Consider the following 21,441-nt stretch of genomic DNA (forward strand, 5'->3'; position numbering starts at 1 on the left):
ATTGGGGTGATGTAAAAGAACATGGCCGTGACACTCGTTGATACAACAAGGTCACGGGACAACGGAAATAGCGCGACAGGGTGCGAGCAGTAGAGTGCCTGAACTGGGGTAGGTAGAAGCCTACACAAAAAACGGTATAGCAGGATTTATCAAGGTGTAACCGATGAACAATCACTTCTCACTGTTCAAAACAGCATTGTCGGTCGGATTAGTGGCTTATGCATGTCTGTTACCTGCCAAAGCGACAGCGTTGGATGAAAACTGTGTGGTTAATATTCTTAATCGCACTGTACAGGTGTCACCTGATGGGAGTTGGTCGCTGCCCAATGTGCCTTCTAACCAAGGCCGCATTCGCGCGCGTGCCACATGCCAAGATGCCGAAACCAGTGAAACGGTGTCTGGCGAAAGTGAGTTCTTCAATGTCACTAACAACGGAATCACGGAAGTCAGCGATATTGTTTTTGATGCTGAGCGTCAACTTCCTTCCTCTCTCTCTTTCTTCACGTTCGGCGATATCAGTTTGAGCGAAATTGGTGCTACACGCCCGTTATCTGTGATTGCAACGTACCCGGATGACAGCGAAGAAAACGTCACCATGGCGAGTACAGGGATCAACTATCGTAGCTCGAACCCCGCGACGGTGACCGTTGATGAAGACGGCTTAATTACCGCAGTAAGTAATGGTCGGGTATTAATTACGGCCAGTAAAGACGGTTTAGTCGCCATCAAAACCGTGATTGTTTCTGCGGGCGGTGACGCCGACGGTGATGGTTTACCGGATGACTATGAAACGGCGAACGGCTTGAACCCGAATGACCCAGTTGATGCGTTAGAAGATGTGGATGGGGATGGCCTTTCAGCGCTAGAAGAGTTCAATTTAGGGACTAACCCCAATCTGGCTGACAGCGATCGCGACGGTATTGACGATCAAGAGGAGACCGTCGAAGGTGAAGATGGCGTCATCACCAATCCACTCCTTACTGATACCGATGGCGACGGCATTAACGATGGTGTGGAGCTTGTCACAGGAACGGATCCGAATGATGCCAGTGATGTCGATTACAGTGCGGCATTGGATAGCTTGAGCGTTGCGCCAGAAGCGGTGGTGCTAACTTTTAACGCGATTAATACTGAAGCCAGTACGCAATTAACCGTTACAGGGCATCTGATTGACGGCACGACCATTGACCTCACGTCGTCAGAGACAGGGACAACCTATCTATCGAGTGATTTAACCATTGCCAGTTTTGGCTTAACGGACGGGGAAATCTTCGCCGGTGCTGAAGGTGAGGCTGTTCTGACGATTAGCAATAATTCGCTAGAGATTGATGTTAGTGTGTTGGTGGAGGGCTTTACTCCCGTTGCGCTCGCATCCTTAGATATTCCAGGTTATGCCAACAATGTTGACGTTGCTGGAAACTACGCGTTTGTTGCCGCTGGCGCCGCAGGCTTGCAAGTGGTCGACGTGACAGACCGTGCGAATCCGACGATTGTTGGCAGCTATGATACCCAAGGTACTGCGATAGATATCAAGGTCGTGGGTAACAATGCGTATATCGCGGATGGTGAGCAAGGGTTAGTCATTATTGATATTGCTGATCCCACCATGCCTGTACTGGTGGGGGGATTAGATACGGCAGGTATCGCGCAAGACTTGGTCGTGGATTTGCTTTATGCCTATCTTGCGTTAGGTAATGGCGGTATCGAGATCATTGATATCTCGGATCCCGCTTTGCCTATCAGTCGGGGCGTGTTGGCGAACATCGGCCAAGTGCGTGGTATCGCGTTATCGACAGGAACAGTCGTCATTGTTGCTGACCAAGCGTTGAAAGTAGTCGATGCCAGTGATGTGACCGCGCCAACCTTGCAAGGTAGCGTGAATATTGGCCCAGTAAAAGATGTGGTGGTTCGAGATAATTACGCCTATGTTGCCGCGTACAGTACCGGTTATAAGGTGGTCGACATCAGTGATCCGACTGCGCCCAATGTGGTGGCGGGAGAGGCGGTGATTGCCCCACGTGATGTTGAACTGAGTGATAACTTTGCCTTCTTCGCGGAGCAACTTTTCCCTAATGTGGTCGCTTACGTCAACATCATTGAGCCTGATCGTGCAATTTTCCAAGGGGTGATCGATCTGTCTCCTTTTGGTGATTTTGCTGGCACAGGTATCGCGCTAGACAGCAGCTACACCTACGTGACGGAAGAGAGTTTTTTTGTTGCACAAGACTTTAAAGCGGAAGGGACCAGTCGGTTATTCATCGCTCAGTACCGTCTTATCAACGACAACTTAGGCGTTGCACCTGAAGTCCAAATCACTAACTACGCTGACCAAGATGTGGTTGTTGAAGGTTCAAGCATTGTTGTTGAAGCAGTGGCGACCGATGATGTTGCGGTGGCCGCGGTCAACTTCTTTATTGATGGCGAGTTATCCCTTACCGATACCACGCGGCGCTATCAAGTCCCTTTGACTGTGCCAAGTGATGCTGAATCGCTCATTTTAGAAGTGGAGGCATTAGATCTCGGTGGTAATTTGGGCTCAGGCACCGCAGTGACATTGTTGATACAAGCCGATGATGATGGCGATGGATTAGGTAACGAAGCCGAGACCGAGATTCACAGTACGGATCCAGCGGATGCTGATTCTGATGATGACGGCATCAATGACGGTGAAGAGATCGCGATCGGCACTAACCCCAATGCGATTGATTCAGATGAAGATGGGCGTAGTGACAGTGAAGAAGTGGATGCGGGAACAGATCCGCTTAACCCTGACGTGACAGCCCCGCAAGTAAGTGACGTCACGCCTGTCAATGGCAGTGAAGATATTCCGGAAACCACCGAGGTGGTGGTTACATTTAATGAAGCACTGTCAGCACGCTCAATCAACAATACTAGTGTCGCTTTGACAAAAGAGGGTGGTAGTGCCGATGGCCGCGTATCCCTCAGTGATGATGGCTTATCCTTGACGTTCAAGCCTATCGCCATTCTTGATGATTTTACTGAGTATACCGTGACGGTCAGTGCGGTGCGTGACAGCGCCGGGAATCCAATAGCGACACCGTTTACCAGTACCTTTACCACCGGCAATTTGGTGGATGAAGAGCCGCCAACCGTCACGACCTTTAATCCGGGACGAAACAACACCGATGTTCCTGTGAATAGCATCGTGTCGGCCGTCATGAGTGAGCCTATAGATACCACAACTATCACAGAAGAGAGCTTTTATGTGGTTGAGGGCTTCAGTGGTGAGCGTGTGCCGGGCGGCATTGAAATCAGTGATGATGGCACGGTACTGAGTTTTGTTCCGGCAGGGGCGTTTGCCATTGGCCGCCGCCATACCATCTATTTAACAAGTGCCATTACAGACAGATTTGGTAATCCACTGTCGTTTACGGGCAGTAACTTTACCACACGCTTTACACCTGACAACGACAGTCCGGCTGTCGCCCTGTTCTCATTCACTGAAGGGCAAACGGGTTTGCCGCTCAATGCGCTACTACGAGTACGTTTTGATGAGCCTGTCGCGACCTCTAGCCGTAGCGAAGTCAAATTGGTTAACCATGAAACGAACGCCGTGGTCGACATTGACGTGTTGTGGGAAGCAAATCAACAAGTGATGGTTGTTGATCCGGTCGTGCTGTTGACGGCCAATACCACCTATCGGATAGAGCTTGGCGCGATTGCGGATCTCTCTGGTAATTTGCTCCCTGCCGCGCTTTCTCGCACCTTTGTTTCAGGCGATGCCGAAGATACTGAGAATGGCTCGGTGGTGAGTTTCTCGCCGTTCAGTGGCCAACAGAATGTGCCAGTGAATACCGCGATACAGTATGCCTTGTCCGAACCCGTTGATCCCGTCACGCTAAGTAGTGGCCGCCTCTATATTTGGGATAGCACCTTAAATCGTGAAGTGAAAGGCACTGTGACTGTCTCTGCAGATGGATTGACGGTGACTTTTGTGCCCGATGAAGACTTTGAAGCCTTCCATCGGATTTACGCTTACTTTGTTTACAACGACTACCCGGAAGATTACGCAGGTAACCGCTTTAACTCTCGTTCGTTTAATTTTGTGACCAGTGCGCAGCGTGACGAACTGGCCGCTACTTTGATCTATCAAACCATTGCGGCAGATGCGACTGACGTGCCTGTGAATGGGGCTGTTCGTTGGCAGTTTGACGATGTTCTGAATGCGACGTGTGTTAGCCGCGCAACGGCTACCGTCACTGGTGGGGAGTCGGCGGTAACGGGTAGCTTGCAACTCAGCAATGATATGCGCACTGTCACCTTTACCCCTGATGAGGACTTTGCGGTTAGCACGGCGTATACCGTGACGGTCAGTGGTTTGTGTGATCTACTGGGTAATGCCTTGGGTGATGTCACGACCAACTTCACTACCAGTGATATCGAGGATGGGGATACGACGAGACCATCTGTGGTCGTTACACCAGCCAATAACGCCACGGATGTGGCCGTCGATACGCCGATCGTGTTTGATTTCACGGAAGCGATCGATCAATCCTCAGTCAATAGCTCTGTTGTTTATGCCTATGTCAACAACTCGGGTACGCGACTGGCGGGCACCCTCAGCTTTAACTCCGCGACACAATTGCAGTTTACGCCAGCACAGCCTTATCCCGGTGACCGTCAAGTGCGAGTGATCGTGTCAGGTGTCAGAGATATTGCAGGCAATACAAATAACTACAGTAGCACCCTGTTTACCACGGTTGACCAAGCAGATACCACGGCGCCGACCGTTTCAATGGTGACACCGATGGATGGCAGTGTTGACGTGGCAAGAACACAGCCTGTTTCGATTCTTTTCTCGGAGTCGATGGATCCGAATACGCTGAACAATGATACGCTGGCGCTGTTTGCCGATGGCGTACCTTTGAGCAGCAGTGTGAGTCGTTCACAAGATAACCGCACTGTCACCTTTAATGTGTCTCTACCGGAAGGTAAAGCAGTGGCCGTGATCGCGACCACGGATATCCAAGATCTGTCGGGTAATCGATTAGCGCAAGATTGGATTTCCGTCTTTACCACGGCCGCAGGTAACGAAACGCAGCGCCCAACGGTTGCGTCTGTGTTCCCATCGAACGGCAGTTCCAACGTCAATCAAAACAGTGCCATTACCCTTTACTTCAGTGAAGCAATGACGTTAGAGAGTATCGCCAATGCTTTCTATGTGTCTCAAAATGGCGTGCGTGTCGGCGGTATGCTCGAAATCTTGGGGAATGGTCAAGCCATCACCTTTACCCCAGACTTGCGTTGGAATGATGGTGCGCTGGTGGAAGTCTTTGTCACCGATGAAGCAAGTGATTTGGATGGTAACAATCTCAATAATTTCAATAGTTACTTCCGCGTCGTTGATGATAATGATGAGGGTGGGCCGACGCTGATAGCGACACAACCCGCATTTGCGAGTCGCGGTTTACCCACTAATCCGGTTATCGAGATTCTGTTCCATGAAGCGATAGACCCTGCCACCGTGACCGCAGAGAGTGTCACCATGACCGATAACAATGGGGATGCCGTCGCCATTACGTTAAGCACAGTGTTTGATGATCAGGTGATTCGAATTGTACCGAACGCCCCATTAGCAGCGAATAGCTTCCACCGTTACAACGTGACAAATAGTGTGACCGATGTGGATGGCAATGCCTTTAGCGGACTCAGTTACTACTTCTACACCGCGGAAGAGGCGGTAGAAGATACGCAGGCACCAACTGTGCTCAGCATGAGTCCACCCGATGCCGCGATCGATGTCGGCATTAATGCACAGCGCCATCTTCGTTTTGATGAACCGATTAGCCCCATTAGCTTCCGCGCAGAACAGCAGACCGAAGCCTCGCATTCGCTCTTTTTCGATGCGAACAATACGTCTGTCAGATTGGTGCCACACTTACCTTTGTCTGCGAGTAGCGAAGTGACTGATACCATCAGTAATGTGTCGGACTATGCGGGCAATGCCAATGTCGAGCGTTCAGCAACCTATCAAACCCAAGCGGGCCCCGACACCACGCGTCCTGAGCGTGTCGACTCATCGCCGTTTAATGGTGCTGATGATGTGCCTTTGTCACCCGTTATTAAGTTAGTTGCTAATGAAGCGCTCGATCCTGCGAGCATTACTCAAGATACGGTTTATCTCTATGACGGTAATGTGGGTCAGTTGGTTTCAGACATTACTTTGAGTGAAGATGGCAAAATCATTACTCTGGTGCCGCAAACTGCGTTGGCCGTCGGTCGAAGTCATAATTTCTATGCCAGTGGCATTCGAGATGTTAGCGGTAACCAAGCTTTCTTCAGCTCAAGTCGCTTTACCACTGGCTTTGATGCTGATACAACCGCGCCTGCGGTAACATTGGCCTCCTTTGTGGATGGGCAAACCGGTATTGCAGTAAACACCCGTATTCGTGTCGCCTTCAGTGAGCCAATTAGCCATTTAAGTGAAGGACTCATCACCTTAACGTTAAACGGCGATGCGGTACCAAGTAGTTATAGCTGGGATAACACGCACAGTGTGTTAACGCTCACGCCAATGGCACTACTCAATACAACGACCAGCTATGTGCTCAATATTGGTTTAGCGCAAGACTTGGCGGGTAACCCGTTGCCAACCGCGCAGACGATCAGTTTCACTACGGGTGACAGTGTTGATCTCCTCAGTCCGTCGGTGTCACGCTTTACGCCAGAAAACTCAGCGACGAATGTGCCAGTCAACACTGAAATTGCCGTTGAGTTTGATCAAGCGATCGATCCTGTGACGATCACATCGCGCACTTTCTACATCTATGACAATGATGCTGGGGATGCGGTCGAGGGAACGCTAACTGTGGCCGCGGATGGATTGAGGGCAACGTTTGTGCCTGACGCACCATTGCAGCCTTATCACCGTTACTCTGTCTACGTGAATTACAATGACTCTGTGTATGACTTAGCAGGGAATCGAGTCAGCAGTCGTAGCTACAGCTTTGTCACCGCGCCCGTTACGGATGCCACAGCGCCGACTGTGTCACACTTGAACTTGGTTGATGGCATGACGGATGTCCCCGTAAATGCCAACTTGCGCATTAAGTTAGATGAGCAAGTGGGACGCCTTTGCGTCAACAACAGTAGCGTGGTTGTGAGTGTCGGTGGCGTGAATGTGGAAGGTCGCGTGATGCTCGCCAATGATGGTATGACTATCAGCTTTATTACCGAGAATAACTTGACAGCGAATACCACGTACAGTGTGGCAATTTCGGGCTTGTGTGATTACGCGGGTAACGCTATTGCTGCGGTTTCAACCAGCTTCACTACCGCAGCAACCACCGATGAAGATACCACTAGACCGACAGTGACCATTTCCCCTGCCAATAGCAGCACGGATGTGGCGGTGAACAGTGACATTGTCTTCACCTTCAGTGAAACCATCGATCAGGGCTCTGTATCGGGCAATGATGTCGATGTCTATGTCAATAATACGGGGGCAAGAATCGCCGGTACCTTATCCACCACCGCCACAACAGTGACCTTTACGCCTTCGCAAGTCTATCCAGGGAATACGCAAATTTTTGCCGGGATTAACCGTGTGTTGGATACCGTAGGCAACAGTAGTCAGTATGCGTCAACGCGGTTTACCACGGTTGATCAAGCTGATGCGACAGCCCCGACTGTTGTCGCAACAACCCCGGCCGATTCGGCGATGGATGTGGATACGGCAACCCCAGTCACGGTGCTCTTCTCTGAGTCGATGAACCCGAATAGCATCACCACAGAGAACATTGCCATGTTTGCTAATGGTTCGCGTATCAACAGCAGTGTGAGCCGCTCTGGTGATAACCGTACCATCACATTAAACGGTAACTTGCCAGAGGCAAGTGTGGTGAGTGTCGTATTGACCAGCGGTGTCACTGATCTTTCTAGCAATCCATTAGTAGACACGATTTATACCTTTACAACCGGTGCGGATGATGAACGTACTCGTCCTCGTGTGAACTCGACGTATCCGGCGAACGGCGCCAGCAATATACCTTTGGATGCCGGTATTGTTGTTTACTTCAGCGAAACCATGAATGCTGATCTCTTAACCGGTGCGTTTAATGTGTCGCAAAACGGCCAGCTAGTGGCGGGTACCGCGACCATCATCGGCGAAAACCAAGCCTTAACCTTTACGCCAGATGCACCGTTTGAGCGTGACGCCTTGATTCAGATCTTTGTCGAGGATAGCGCGGAAGATACGGCAGGCAATGCCTTGTACAACTATGTGGGTTACTTCCGTACTATCACAGATACCAGTGAACGCAGTGCCTTTGTTACCGCGACGCAACCCACGTGGAATCAAACCCTTGCGATGACTAACCCTGTGATTGAAGTCCTTTATGACAAACCATTGAATGGCGATACGGTGTCGGCTGAAACCGTGACGATGACAGACAGTGAAGGCGCAAATGTTGCGGTGACTGTGTCTCTGGTGGGTGAGCAAGTGATTCGCCTTGTTCCTCAGTCCGCGTTGGTAGTGAGCAGCACCTACCGCTATCAGATTAGTAGTACCGTCCTTGATACGGATGGCTTAGGGGTCAACCCAATTAACTACTTGTTCAACACCAGTGAGGATGCGGCAGAGGATACACAATCGCCCGCGGTGACGGTAATGAGTCCGCCATCAGGGACGAGTGGTGTAGCGATTAACGCACAACGTCACATGCGATTTGATGAGTCCATTAATCCGATTCAAGCTCAGGTCATTGAAGCTGGCGGCACAGTGTTCTTGAGTGAAGACAATAAAGATTTACGGATTGTCTTGAATCAACCTTTGACGGCGAACAGTGAAGTGACAGACACGGTTAGTGCTTACCTTGACTATGCGGGTAACACGGTTGTGGCGGCCTCGGCGACCTACAACACCAGTGGTGTCCCAGATACCACGATTCCAACGTCTGTGGATGTCGTGCCATTCAATGGCGCCACTGGGGTGCCATTAAATGTGGTGATGAAGCATGTGGCCAGTGAGCCGTTAGACCCAGCCAGTGTATTAACCGGCGGTGTCTACCTCTACGATAGAGTGGATAATGTCACTGTGCCGACGACGGTCAGCTTGTCGGATGGCAATACAGTGATCTCATTGGTGCCAGCGGAAGCCTTGACCGCAGACCGAAGCTATAGCTTCTTTACCAGTAGCATTCGGGATATTGCGGGCAACAGTACCAGTTTGAGGGGTGTTACCTTCACCACAGGTGCGGATGAAGATACTAGCGCACCAACGGTGAGCGCCTTTAGTGTGGTTGATGGCGCATCCGGCATCGCGAGAAACGCGCGATTGGCCGTTCGCTTCAGTGAGCCGATGAGCAATCTTGCACAAAACAGTGTCACGTTAAGTGATGGCAGCGCGAATGTGGCGGTGAACTACAGCTGGGATAATGCCCATCAGCAACTTCTACTCACGCCGCAGCAGTTGCTCGCGCCTTCGACCACTTACACGTTACAGGTGTCCGGCGCAGAGGACCTCAGTGGCAACGCCATCGAATCGGCAACCAGCGTGAGCTTTACAACGGCGAGTTCCGCCGACTTGGTGCGTCCAACCCTAACCAGTATCACCCCGGACAACAATGCGACTGGGGTAGCGGCAGACACCGTGGTGACACTGGTATTTGATGAGGCACTGGATGCAACTTGGGTCAACAGTGACAACCTTTACCTGTGGGATGTGACAGCGGGTGAAAAAGTCTCTGCGACCTTGAGCATGAGTAACGGAAACGCGACGGTGGTATTGACGCCTTCAGCGAGTCTACAGGCAGGACGCCGTTACGATGTCTATGTGGGTTATGGAAATGGCGTCTACGATAACGCGCGCAATCAGTTCAGCGCTCGCCGCTATATCTTTACGGTAGCGAACTAGATTTTTTGGCCAAAGTGAGAGGCAGAAAGGAGAAGGGATGGCGAACTCAACGAGACGAAGTGGCTTAGCCATACTCATTGCGCTGATGGTAGTAGGGTGCAGTGAAGAACCGCAAATCAATGACGATAATGCCGGGCTGACAACAGAGTCTGTAGCAGTGACACCAGAAACGGCCATACCAAACGGGGGGGAGCTGGTTGCTTCCCCGAATGCGGAGCAACTCCTGCAAGCGGCAGACCCAAGTGCGCCGATCAACTACCCGGTCGTACCGCAACAACTCAACGTGGCACAGCGAGACAAATTGGCGCAGAGTGTGCAACAGCAGCAAGCGCAAATGCAGCAACTCATTCAGGCCTATGATGACGCACGTTCTCAAGGCGACACGGTGGCCATGGCAGATTTGCAAGCGCAGCTAAAGCAGGCGAATGAGGCACAGAAAGCCGACATGCTGATGTTAGCAAAGCAGATGATGGCTGAATCGAAGGAGTGAGCACGAGATGGCGGGCTTACAACGCGTTTTGAGCATATTGAGTTTGGTTTTTCTTAGCTTGGTGATAAGCGCGGAAGAAGTGACGACGCCGTTAAAAGTCATTCCAACCCCCGAGTCTCATGGCGCCTTCTTGTTAAAACCTTGGCAGGAAGGCGCACCTGTTTTAGTGATGTTCAAAGATCCCTTTTGCCCATACTGTTTGCGCGCCATTGAGAATCGTCACCAGCTTGATGACTACAATGTTTTTCTCTTTTGGGCGCCGATTTTGGGCGAACGGAGTGAGCAACGCGTTGCCACTTTCTTTCGCTGTGCAACGCCAGTCAACGACACAGTGTTAAAGGCGGCGGTGCAGCGCGCAGTGCCAGATTGTCAGCATCAGGATCTCGCTCAGGCCGTGTGGCAACAGAACAACCGCATGGTCGAGGCCTATCAACCTCGATATGTGCCGCAATATTGGTACGCAGGACAACGGGTGCAAATTAGCGGTTTGCAACGTCAACAACACGCACCCACCATCGCCCCTAACAATGAGGTTAGTACTTACTTACCGACTGCTTCGCCACTCCAATTACCCTTGGCACGGTACGGGTTCCATGCTGCCAATACGCATCGGCAAGGTAATTTAGCTATGCTCGTTGTGGTGCCCGATGATATTGATCTGCTGAAAGCACAACGCGCCGCGATTGCGGCCGATACTGAGTTCAACTGGTATGTTTTTGATACGGTGTCGCGCTGTTTGGACGACGTGACATTCAGCGGTAGTGCCGAAGCGGCGTGTGTCGGTAACGAAACCGCTCAGCGACGTAAAAATCGCCTTGAGATATTGATGTTGACGGGAACATCAACCCCTTTGGTACAACCGCATTTTTATTTGGAAGGGATTGCGCTTAACCCAGCGCAGTTTGATACCGTTGTGCCGGAATCAATCAAGCAGCAATTTGAGCGCATACCGTAGGTTTACTCAAGCTGACGTCGAAAATGTCACCGTGCTAAAGTGTGGGTTGGTTGTTATTGCGTCCATTTTTTGCAGATGATCGAGTGACACAAGCACCTCCGTTCCTTTAGCAAGGAGTTGTAAATGGCGATTTTTTACAATGTCTTTGGCGACGCCCGTATAAACTTCCCCCGACGTGAGTGTCAGTGATACCTCTAAGCGATACATACAAGCGATTTCAAGAAAATCAAAATCAACACATTTCATTTTTAATCCTGTCAGTTGCAGCGAAAGCAATCTTTACTATATCGTACTGAGCTAATCTGGGAAGGAGAGAAGTGATGCGTACCCGTTCTGATGATCTAGCGATATTACTGACGGTGGTGGATTGCGGCAGTTTTTCTGCCGCGGCAGAGATGCTGGATAGCCATGTCGCGAAGGTATCGCGCGCGGTCAGTAAGGTGGAATCTCAGTTGGGTGTGACCTTGCTGAATCGAACCACACGGCGTTTAGAACTTACTGAAGAAGGTCGTGCGTTTGTAGTGACAGTACGTACGGGATTAGCCCAGCTCCTGCAGGCCGAAGAAGCCGTTATCGCTAGTGGTGAACAGCCACGTGGCAAGCTGCGTATTGATGCCGCCTCTCCGTTTATTTTGCATCAAATCGTCCCACACATCCGTGCCTTTAGCACTGCCTATCCCGATATTGATCTTGAGCTGACGTCCAATGAAGGCTACGTTGATTTACTTGAAAAACGCGTCGATGTCGCGATTCGTATCGGCCCATTAACGGATTCTACTTTGCATGCTAAACGACTCGGGGAGAGTAAACTGTTTCTTGTCGCGTCCCCCACTTACTTAGACAAGTTTGGGATTCCTGACACGATTGGGGCCTTGATGCAGTATGAGCGGATCGGGTTTACCCACAACAAGTCACTCAACCACTGGCCACTGCCGGGCAGTGAACTCATTGCCCCTACATTGGCGGCAAGCAGTGGTGAAACTATTCGTCAGTTGGCGATTGCGGGTAATGGCATCGCCTGTCTTTCTGGATTTATGGTTAATGAAGATATCCAATCCGGACGGCTTGTCCCGGTGCTAACGTCAATGACATTGCGAGGCACCGAACGAGAAAACGTCAATGCGGTTTACTATCGTTCATCGTCTGTATCGCGGCGCATTTCCGCCTTTCTCGATTTCATTCAACCTCGGTTAACGCTATAGGGTGCGCTGACTTGATGCGCAACCCCCTTGCATGGTTTGCGATTGTTTGCAGATTTCGCAAAAGTGATTTGACTCTATTGCTATAAATGAAAATTACGTCTGTTGATAAACTGCGTCTCAATCTACTCGAGCATCTTGAGGTGGCTTGAGTATCTGAATTGAGAGGGCTTTTATTATGTTATTCAATGAGTTTGAATTTGATGGGTTCAGTGTCGCAAATCGTATTGCGATGGCACCCATGACGCGATCTCGGACATCGCAACCTGGAGACGTGCCGAATGAGATGATGGCGACCTATTATCAGCAGCGCGCGAGCGCAGGATTAATCATCACAGAAGGGGCGCCCATTTCCGCGGTGGCGCGAGGTTACTCGATGACACCGGGTATCTATACCGAACAACATATTGCGGGTTGGAAGAAGGTCACGTCTGCGATTAAGCAGCAAGGGGGTAAGGCCTTTATTCAGCTTTGGCATGTCGGTCGTCGCAGCCACGCATCCATCGCCGGTGAACAACCTGTGTCGGCATCAGCGTTAAAAGAGCCAGATCAAGTATTTGGTCCCTTACCTGAAGGGGGATTTGGCATGATTGAAACGCAAACCCCTCGAGCACTGACCCTAGAGGAAATTAGCGCGACTGTGGCAGATTTCGCCCAAGCGGCCAAGAATGCGATACTTGCGGGATTTGATGGTGTTGAGATTCACGCCGCGCATGGGTATCTCATCGAACAGTTCTTACGTCGGTCGAGCAACCAGCGTAACGATGGCTATGGTGGAAGCCGAGAAAACCGGATGCGCTTGCTGCTAGAAGTGGTGGATGCCGTCATCGATGCAATAGGAGCAGATAAAGTCGCAATTCGTGTTTCGCCGCATGTGATTGAAGGTTTTGCCGAAGACGATACAGAAATGCGAATGTTGATGATAGACGTGGCAAAAGCATTGGCAGAACGCCGCTTGGCTTACCTGCATTTCTCAGAAAACATCTCACGCTATAATGAAGTTGATGAACAGTTCCGCCGCGATATTCGAGCTGTTTACCCCAATCCCATTATGGTGGCGGGAAAACTGACCCAAGAGCGCGCAGAGCAGCTGATTGAAAAAGGGTATGCGGATTTAGTCGCGTTTGGTACGCCTTTTGTTACCAACCCTGATCTCGTTGCACGATTCAAACATCAATGGCCATTGGCCGAGTTTGATGCAGATGCGCGGCTGACGCTGTACGGCGGTGACGAGGTGGGGTACATTGATTATCCTGCGTATCAACCAACGTATATATAAACAAAAAGCGCACTGATCGCATCAGTGCGCTGTTGCCTTTTTATCTATACTCAAGCCGCCTCAATAAGATTTTGATTTATCAAAAACGAAATAATGAGGTGTTTGATTAATTCTGAATTTATCCGTGTATAAACTCAGTTTTATATTGTGACGCTTTTCCAAAAAGGCGATCGGCAAAATACCCAGAGACATTACAGTCGCTGATGAAATACATTCATGAAATAAGGCGTAGCCACCAAGGCACAGAGTTAATACAAAAAAGGTGGTGACAATGAAAAAGTGTAGCCGTGTATGATTATATGAAAAGTTTGCATATAGTTTAATCATAGTAATTCCACTATTAAAAGTTGTTTTGAGTCTGTGTGGTTTCATTTTCCATAAATGCAACTAACATCCGAGTATATCTCCCAGGCATTATAAATGAATAGTGCTTGCTATTCTTGGTTTCATTATGGGTATAGTGAATTTTATGGCTGGTGTTCTCAATTTAAGGCCATTTACGTTATGTATATGAATCAAGCGTTGGGGAGACTTTGTTGGAATATTGACAGGATGTTTCCCTATTTTATTTTCGGAGTAAAAGACGCGTTTGTCATGTGAATAAAATCGTATGTCTACTATAGATTTTATTTAAAATAGTTCATCGTGCGGCGTTGTATAGCGTCATGTATCGTATGCCTGGTGGTTCATTTTATTCATACTTTTCTAAAAAGGTGCAATGTCTGCTGCCTATCTAAAATGGCATACAATACTTGTTTACTATCAAGCCATCGTCATTTTTATTGAACTTTTTAACCGCGGGCACAGTCAAGAGTCTGTCTGCATATAAACGTTAAGGCTTAAAATGAAAGGAATATCAATGTTTATCGTCGCGGCTTTGGCGTCCGCAGCTGGATTTTTTATTCATGTCGTTGCAGCAGAGAGCGTTCATCTATGGGTAGCGGGCCAAATGGAGGGGCGGCAAGTAATACCGTCATGGGACGTGCGCCAGATTGCGATGATAACCTCAATTGAATATGGCATCGCAATTACTGTTATCTATATGCTAATTAGGGAAAAGCTGTATAAGCTTGGCAAAATTGGTGCTGCTTTCGTATTAAGTGCGATACTACTTTCTCTGCAAGGTGCTTTAATTCGTCAGCCATTGATGGATTGGGCCATTGGAAATCCATTCTATGTTTCTTTGGTTCAAAATGGATTTAAATGGCTTGTTTGGCTAGTAATGGCGCTGGTCATCGTGCTTGGTGTAGAGTACTTTTCCTCCAAACAGATAGATAATGGTCAACCGTAAATGCGTTTTAAAAATGTGTTAGCTTGAAAAAACAGTATGTGTGAATAAAGCGCTGTCACGTCTAGTAGACGTGATAGCGTGTGGTGTAGGAGAGGGTTGAAATTTGCTTTATTCAACATACTGTTGAGCTGCTGAAACAGACTCTTCAAGCACATAACCAGCGAGCTCTGGGTTAATGATGAACAGCAGTATAATGAAGATCGCAAAACAAAACAGTGCGACGCCAATCTTAATTTTGCAGTACGGGCGGTCACCTTGAACTTCGCCGGTTTGTGCATTGACGACGATTTGGTAAGCCTTACCTTGGAACTGATAAGAGGACATCCAGGCAGGCAGCAAAATGTGCTTAAATGTTTGCCCCTTATAGGTGATATTTTTAGATGAAATAGACTGCTTATCACCACCAATTTTTCGCTTTACGGCTTTTTCTATTGGGGCATCCATTTTCTTTTGGGCAAGTTTATAGCCAGATAGTACATCGATCTGGTAGTTTTCGGCGACAAAACCTACTAAGTATTGCTTGTTGTAATCCACTATTTGCGTAAGGTCCCAAGGTTCAAGTTTATCAAGCGTTTTTTGAGGGACAGATTGTGTCGCAGGAATAAGGATATCATCGAAGCTGGTGGTTACCTTGCCAGAGACGTTTGTCCAACGTGTTCGCCTTTCTCGCTTGGTTTCTTTTTTACCTTCTGAGTTTGTTCGAGTGACATTTTCATAATAGTAGTCGCCTCTTCGCCCATTATAGTCAGTGTAGGTATCACAATCGTAGGTCCAATAGGGAAGATAAACCCCCTGAAATTGATCATGTTGGGTAATTTGCTTTTTCAGCTTCGTAGGGGCGAACCAAAGTCCCCTTATCCATGCTTGAAAATTATCTCTCGCTTCTTTTCGTTGCAGTTTGAATGGAAGTACACCTTGAGTTTTGATCTGCCGAGAGGATTGTGTACTTGTTGTGACGTAGGGGGTACCGCAAAAAGGGCACAATGTAGAGTGTGTCTCTTCACCCAGTTCTGTTTTTGCGCCGCAGGTCATGCAGTCAAGAGTATGGCTCTCATATTCGTCTTCAATTGTTGTTGTACCGTTGATGTAACGAGTGAGATCTAACTCTGTGTTGGCCTTTTGCGATGTCGATTCAAATTTAAAGGCGGTGTAGTGCTGACAGTAACCACAGGTCAATCCCTTACTACCAGGCGTAAAGTGAAGGTCAGCACCACAGTTTTCACAACTTGCTACGTTTGACATTTATGCTCCAGGAATTGGTGGTGGTGCAACAGAAAACAGTACTTTTAGTGCACTCACTTCATTAGCTTTCTGCCAGTTTGGCATGCCTTCAGCCCAAACTAAGGTTTCTTGGGTGAGTGTATTGCTGCTGATTTGCGCTTTAATTTGTTCGATGCCGAAGGGACCGGTTTGTTGGCCATTTACAGCAATGTAATACAGGGTTTGTGTTGGCAAAGGTGGCGGAGCAGAGTGTGGACTTGGCGAGCTAGTGTTACTTTGTGGGTTCATGGCATTTGCCATATTTTGAGCCATGGCAAAGCCCATGCCCATCTCGAGTCCTGCACTCGCATTGCCGCCTTTTTCAGCTGCTGTTTCGATAGCATTTGCGGTCTGATACTGAGTGTATTGGTTGAGGTCGCCTAAAATCCCCATTGAGGTACGCTTGTCTAATACCGCTTCAACATCTTTAGGCAATGAAATGTTTTCGACAACAAATTTACTAAGCGTTAAACCATAGCTATCGAAGTCATCAACCATTTTCTCTTTCATGAAAGAGGAAAATTCATTGTAGTTTGCAGCTAAATCAAGAACAGGAATATTACTTTCAGCAACTGCATCAGAAAAGCGTGATACCGCAAGTGAACGGAGCTGATTATGGATATCATCTATCCTAAAATAGCCACTCGTACCAACGACTTGCTCTAGCAGTTTTCGTGGGTCGCTCACTTGAATATCAAAGCTACCAAATGCACGAATACGTACCATTCCAAATTCTTGGTCACGCATCATGATTGGGTTGGTTGTCCCCCATTTGTTATCGGTATAAAGGCGGGTATTAATAAAATACACTTCAGCTTTGAATGGCGAGTTAAAACCGTGTTTCCAGCCTTTCAGAGTGGCGAGAATCGGTAAGTTGGATGTGGCGAGTGTATACATACCTGGGTCGAAGATATCGGCAATTTGACCCTCATTGACGAATATTGCGACTTGACCAGGACGGACGGTGAGCTGCGCACCATTTTTGATCTCATTTTGATATCGCTCAAATCGCCAAACAAGGGTGTTGTTACTGGTATCTGTCCACTCGATAATATCGACGAGTTCGCCGACAATTTTATTCCAAAATCCCATTGATGGAGTTCCTTATCATTATTTCTAATAGGCATTTATTTATATTGATCAAAAGGAAGTTCAGATAGGGTAAGCATTGAAAATTCGAGCCTGCTTCAGAAAGACTATTTAGTCTCTGCTTTCAGCGGCGGTGTTTGGATATTCTGAAACTTCTTGTTAAGCAATACTCACTAGTCGAAATATGTGACTAACATGCTACTGTATTGGCGCGTATACGAACTGCTATGCAATATCCGCCATGTATATGTTTCGATTTTGAGGGATGTAACTTTATTTGTGTAGCAGTTAGAGAGCGCATCTGTTTCTTAATTTATATATTTGGGATTTGCTTCTAGGATTGAAATTGAACAATGTTAGTCTACTTATATAATTCCGTATGAATGGATGGTTGCTCATTTGCTGTATCAATATAAGATTGTTGTCGGTTGATTTAATCTTTGCATTGAAATTCGACATATCATTATCACCCCAACACCAAACTCCCACTGCTGGCGCTGATTGAGATCGTTGCGACGGTACCGGCATTGAACGCGATGGCGTCTTGCTCTAGGCCATCGGAGAAGATGACACCATTCTCCGGCATCCGTGATGTTAGCGTGAGATGGTTGCGTGGCGTTATTCGGCCAAAGACCTTTGCGCATTGACTGGTTGCTGATGGAAAGGGCTCTCTCACGGCGTAGGTCAGAGATTTCTCATCCCATGGCACGGGTTTCGAGTCTTTGTTGTTCTGCCCTGCAATGGCGCATGCGCCCGTAATGATGCTTTTCATCCATCCTGTTGAGCCAAGTCCTGTTGAAACGATAATGCCGCTAGAACATTGCTCTTCACTGGCATTGCTAATCTCGAGTCGGTAGCGGGCCGACGTGTGACTACGCGGGCCGATGAAAAGGTCGTTTACTGCCAGCATGCTGTGGCCAAGGTTGGTTGTGGCCTCGGCTAGGGTAATCGCTTGTATACGGACCTCTTGGTTGAGTGTTGCCAATACGATGTCACGTACTTGCGAAGGCTTGAACGGTAGAAGTATGCCATCAAACAAGGCAGGTAATGGGTTAATCGCGATCACGGGTTGTGTCGTTAAGTATTTTAAGGTGTTTGCGACTAAACCATCTTGTCCGAGGACAACAACAATGTCGTCGGCTTGAAACAAGTAGGTAGGGAGGAGCTCCCTGTCGAGCTCCAGTACTCTGCCAAGGTTGAAGAGTGTGCGTTGTACGTTCTGTTTAACCGCTAAAAATTGCTGATGTTCGTCTTCGTATTGGTCAAAGGATTCACCGAGATGCTCTAAATAAAACTTGGCTTGCCCTAAGGTGCAGTATTTCTCTTTGAGTTCCATCAACCGTGTTTTGCGAGTGACAAGAACGAATTTTCGATCCGTGATCATATCGCCTCCTTATTTCACCAGTGACTGAAGTAGCTCAGGCGATAAATTTAAGTTGCCGACGCGATTTTCGCCTTGAGTGAGGTTCTCAATCGCTTGGGCAATGAGTTGTTCAGGCGCTTGCCCGCTCATACTCATAATGCGCAAGCGTTCCGTATCAATGCTCTCATAGGCCCTGAGGGTTTTCTCAATGGCGTAAGCTTTACTATCAGCACGTGATTGCGCATTGGTGTTTTCTAACTCGACCAGCCTACTGCGCTCCTCTTCTTTCAACGTCTGCGCTTCTAACTTTTCTTGATCAATGGTGAACTGTGTTTGTTGTTGCTCACGCTTGGCTTGCAGTTTTTGTTTCTCTAGGTTTTGCTGTTTTGCCATGATGGCTTTTTCAGTGTCGAGTTCTTTTTCTTTCACTTGTTGCTCTTGCTCGATGCTAGCAAGGCGGCGAGAGTAAATGGCGGTATCGGCTTGTTTGAGCATCTCTTCTCGCGCTTCGGCCTCGAGTGCTTTCGCAGTCTCTGGCGATGGTTGAATCTGGGTAAAAGCGAGTTCATTGACGGTGATACCCATTGAATTAATGGCACTTTGCGTTGGCAGTTGCGATTGGATCGCTTCTGTGAGTGCCTTTGCAAAACTTAATGCTTCAACCAGATCTCTCTTTTCAATTTCATTTCTGACCAAGACTTGTAGTGAGCGAATGATACGTTCCTCGATTTTCTCAGGGTCTTCGCTGAGGTATTGCCCTTTATTGTTTACCGTGAAATCGAGCATTTTCGCTGCAAGTTTGGGCTCAGTGATCTGGTAGGTGATTTGCCCTTGAATAGTGAGATCTTGGTAATCTTGAGATTTCATGCGAAAAGCAAAAGGAATCTCGCGACTCGCGAGTGGCACATTGATTATCGATGCGCCGAGTGACGCGTAATAGAAGTTAGCCCCGGCACCTTCTTTGGTCAGTTGCCCGTTGCGAAACAGCATGACGTAGGTACTTGGTGTTGCCTTAAAAAAATTTAACCCAAACATGATTTTCTCCTTATGTGTCGATGGGACACTTATATTAATAGTGTCTTAGTGACATATAATCAAGGTTGTTTTTTGCTCAGAGTAAAACCGAGATGGTTTTGCAGTGGTTTTTCTCTGGGTTTGCGATTGATGTCACTAACCGGGAGCGCTTGCTTGTGCTGTGCCCCTCTTCATGAAAGACTTCTGTCTTCGCACCACCTCAAAATGTTTTTTCAGTCGCGTTTTTAGGCTTGTCAGGAAGGAACGGAACTTGAAGGCTAGGTGGGATAATTAGTCAACATATAAGTCATAAAGTCACATATGGATAACAGGGTGAAATCGTTCGAACTCCCGCTATTTTCTGTCGACAGTGTTTTATTCACTGTGGTGGAACAACAGTTAAAAGTGTTACTCGTTAAACGCGCCGTCGCGCCTTATGAAGGGCTGTGGTCTTTACCGGGAGGGTACGTTGATATCGCATTGGATAAAGATACCGATGCAACCGCGAAACGAAAGCTGGAGCAAAAAGCGGGGGTGGTGCCAGCGTATTTGGAGCAGCTTAAGACGTACTCAGGCTCGGAGCGCGACCCGCGCGGGTACAGTGTGACTTTGGTTTATTATGCGCTGATCGGTTTTCAAGCAGCTTCACATCACATAGCGAGTGTTGAAGATGCTAAGTGGATCGACGTCGCTGCGCTGAATGACCTCAGTATGGCCTTTGATCACCGACATATTGTTGTTGATGCGCATGAGCGTTTAAAGCAAAAAGCGCTTTATTCGATGCTGCCTGTCTACTGTTTACCTGAGCGTTTTACCGTTGGGGCATTGAAAGGCGTGATCGAAGCGATTATTGGAAAGGAAATTCAACGCAAATCTCTGATGCGTCGAATAGAAAACGCGGATATGTTGGAAGAAACAGATGAGTACGTTGCAACAGGACGCCGAAGAGCCAAGTTGTATCGGGTCAAATCCGGCGTCGATATTACCCATTTTGAGCGCAATCTTTCTGCTTAGACGGCAATAAATAATTTGCAAATCGTCCTGATTTCTGTATTTTGTTTAGCAGCTAAACTATTTTTGGGCATCCCGTGAAAAAGAGAGATGGAGAAGTGGACACGACAATAGAGCGTTTTTTGCGCTTGGTGAATCGTGTGCATGAAATCGAGAGTCGCCCGAATTATTTTGGTACCGAAATGCTAATACACCGCGCTGAAATTCACTCTGTTGAAGCGATCGGTGATAGTGCGCCAATCACGTTAATGTCGCTCGCGCATATGCAGGGGGTGACCAAGGGTGCGGCGAGTCAAATGGTGACTAAATTAGTGAAAAAGGGGTTGGTGAAGCGCGATCCGAGTCCGCATTCAAAAAAAGAGATGCTGATATCACTCACCGAAGTCGGTGAGATCGCGTATCAACATCATGCAGACTATCATCGGGAAATGGAAAATATGTTCAGTGATCATTTTGGTGATGAGTTGCCTGCGTTTCTTGGGCGACTGAATGGCGTAATGACGGAACTCTCACCGCTTATCGCGCAATTTTCTGCTCAAGATAAGAGCGTATAAATATTATGAGCAGCGATGGCTGCTTGTTTTTGGTTAGATGGTTTAGCAGCTAAACTATTTTG

The 21,441-nt window shown here is 48.2% G+C and carries 13 protein-coding genes; 8 read left to right on the forward strand and 5 right to left on the reverse strand.

The window, feature by feature from the left end; genetic code table 11:
• Positions 1 to 163 precede the first annotated feature (163 nt).
• The 3 genes from TSUB_RS06610 to TSUB_RS06620 are packed head-to-tail and all read left to right on the forward strand — an operon-like array spanning position 164 to position 11,319.
• Positions 164 to 9,874, forward strand: a complete 9,711-nt coding sequence (locus TSUB_RS06610; protein WP_088510816.1) for an Ig-like domain-containing protein — start codon at positions 164 to 166, stop codon at positions 9,872 to 9,874.
• A gap of 37 nt (positions 9,875 to 9,911) precedes the next feature.
• Positions 9,912 to 10,364 (forward strand): hypothetical protein, encoded by a 453-nt coding sequence (locus TSUB_RS06615; protein WP_087020311.1) that lies wholly within the window; start codon positions 9,912 to 9,914, stop codon positions 10,362 to 10,364.
• A gap of 7 nt (positions 10,365 to 10,371) precedes the next feature.
• Positions 10,372 to 11,319: a thioredoxin fold domain-containing protein gene (locus TSUB_RS06620; protein WP_087020308.1), complete on the forward strand. Its 948-nt coding sequence runs from the start codon at positions 10,372 to 10,374 to the stop codon at positions 11,317 to 11,319.
• 6 nt (positions 11,320 to 11,325) lie between these two features.
• Here TSUB_RS06620 and TSUB_RS06625 read toward each other — a convergent pair whose 3' ends face one another.
• Positions 11,326 to 11,565, reverse strand: a complete 240-nt coding sequence (locus tag TSUB_RS06625; RefSeq protein ID WP_087020305.1) for a Rho-binding antiterminator — start codon at positions 11,563 to 11,565, stop codon at positions 11,326 to 11,328.
• A 74-nt stretch (positions 11,566 to 11,639) separates the two neighbouring features.
• Here TSUB_RS06625 and TSUB_RS06630 point away from each other — a divergent pair, with 74 nt between their 5' ends.
• The 3 genes from TSUB_RS06630 to TSUB_RS06640 all read left to right on the forward strand — a co-directional run bounded on the left by TSUB_RS06630 (position 11,640) and on the right by TSUB_RS06640 (position 15,088).
• Positions 11,640 to 12,521: a LysR family transcriptional regulator gene (locus TSUB_RS06630; RefSeq protein WP_087020302.1), complete on the forward strand. Its 882-nt coding sequence runs from the start codon at positions 11,640 to 11,642 to the stop codon at positions 12,519 to 12,521.
• Positions 12,522 to 12,696: 175 nt separating this feature from the next.
• The gene (locus tag TSUB_RS06635; protein ID WP_087020299.1) at positions 12,697 to 13,797 is read left to right on the forward strand and encodes an alkene reductase; all 1,101 of its coding nucleotides are present in this window, start codon (positions 12,697 to 12,699) and stop codon (positions 13,795 to 13,797) included.
• Between the two features lie 859 nt (positions 13,798 to 14,656).
• On the forward strand, positions 14,657 to 15,088 hold the full coding sequence (locus TSUB_RS06640; protein WP_246616413.1) for a hypothetical protein: 432 nt from the start codon (positions 14,657 to 14,659) through the stop codon (positions 15,086 to 15,088).
• A gap of 108 nt (positions 15,089 to 15,196) precedes the next feature.
• On the opposite strand, the gene TSUB_RS06645 is transcribed toward TSUB_RS06640, so the two are convergent.
• The 4 genes from TSUB_RS06645 to TSUB_RS06660 all read right to left on the reverse strand — a co-directional run bounded on the left by TSUB_RS06645 (position 15,197) and on the right by TSUB_RS06660 (position 19,835).
• The gene (locus TSUB_RS06645) at positions 15,197 to 16,330 is read right to left on the reverse strand and encodes a TFIIB-type zinc ribbon-containing protein (protein ID WP_087017468.1); all 1,134 of its coding nucleotides are present in this window, start codon (positions 16,328 to 16,330) and stop codon (positions 15,197 to 15,199) included.
• Positions 16,331 to 17,440 carry an SPFH domain-containing protein gene (locus tag TSUB_RS06650; protein ID WP_087017470.1) on the reverse strand — a complete coding sequence of 370 codons (1,110 nt, stop codon included), beginning with the start codon at positions 17,438 to 17,440 and terminating at the stop codon, positions 16,331 to 16,333.
• Positions 17,441 to 17,903: 463 nt separating this feature from the next.
• The gene (locus TSUB_RS06655) at positions 17,904 to 18,821 is read right to left on the reverse strand and encodes a diacylglycerol kinase catalytic domain-containing protein (RefSeq protein WP_087018680.1); all 918 of its coding nucleotides are present in this window, start codon (positions 18,819 to 18,821) and stop codon (positions 17,904 to 17,906) included.
• A 9-nt stretch (positions 18,822 to 18,830) separates the two neighbouring features.
• The gene (locus tag TSUB_RS06660) at positions 18,831 to 19,835 is read right to left on the reverse strand and encodes an SPFH domain-containing protein (RefSeq protein WP_087018678.1); all 1,005 of its coding nucleotides are present in this window, start codon (positions 19,833 to 19,835) and stop codon (positions 18,831 to 18,833) included.
• Between the two features lie 312 nt (positions 19,836 to 20,147).
• Here TSUB_RS06660 and TSUB_RS06665 point away from each other — a divergent pair, with 312 nt between their 5' ends.
• Positions 20,148 to 20,828 (forward strand): NUDIX hydrolase, encoded by a 681-nt coding sequence (locus tag TSUB_RS06665; RefSeq protein WP_246616414.1) that lies wholly within the window; start codon positions 20,148 to 20,150, stop codon positions 20,826 to 20,828.
• A gap of 95 nt (positions 20,829 to 20,923) precedes the next feature.
• On the forward strand, positions 20,924 to 21,379 hold the full coding sequence (locus TSUB_RS06670) for a MarR family transcriptional regulator (RefSeq protein WP_087018674.1): 456 nt from the start codon (positions 20,924 to 20,926) through the stop codon (positions 21,377 to 21,379).
• Positions 21,380 to 21,441: the final 62 nt, after the last annotated feature.

It is taken from the genome of Thaumasiovibrio subtropicus, assembly GCF_019703835.1.
In the GTDB taxonomy this organism is placed as follows: Bacteria; Pseudomonadota; Gammaproteobacteria; order Enterobacterales; family Vibrionaceae; genus Thaumasiovibrio; species Thaumasiovibrio subtropicus.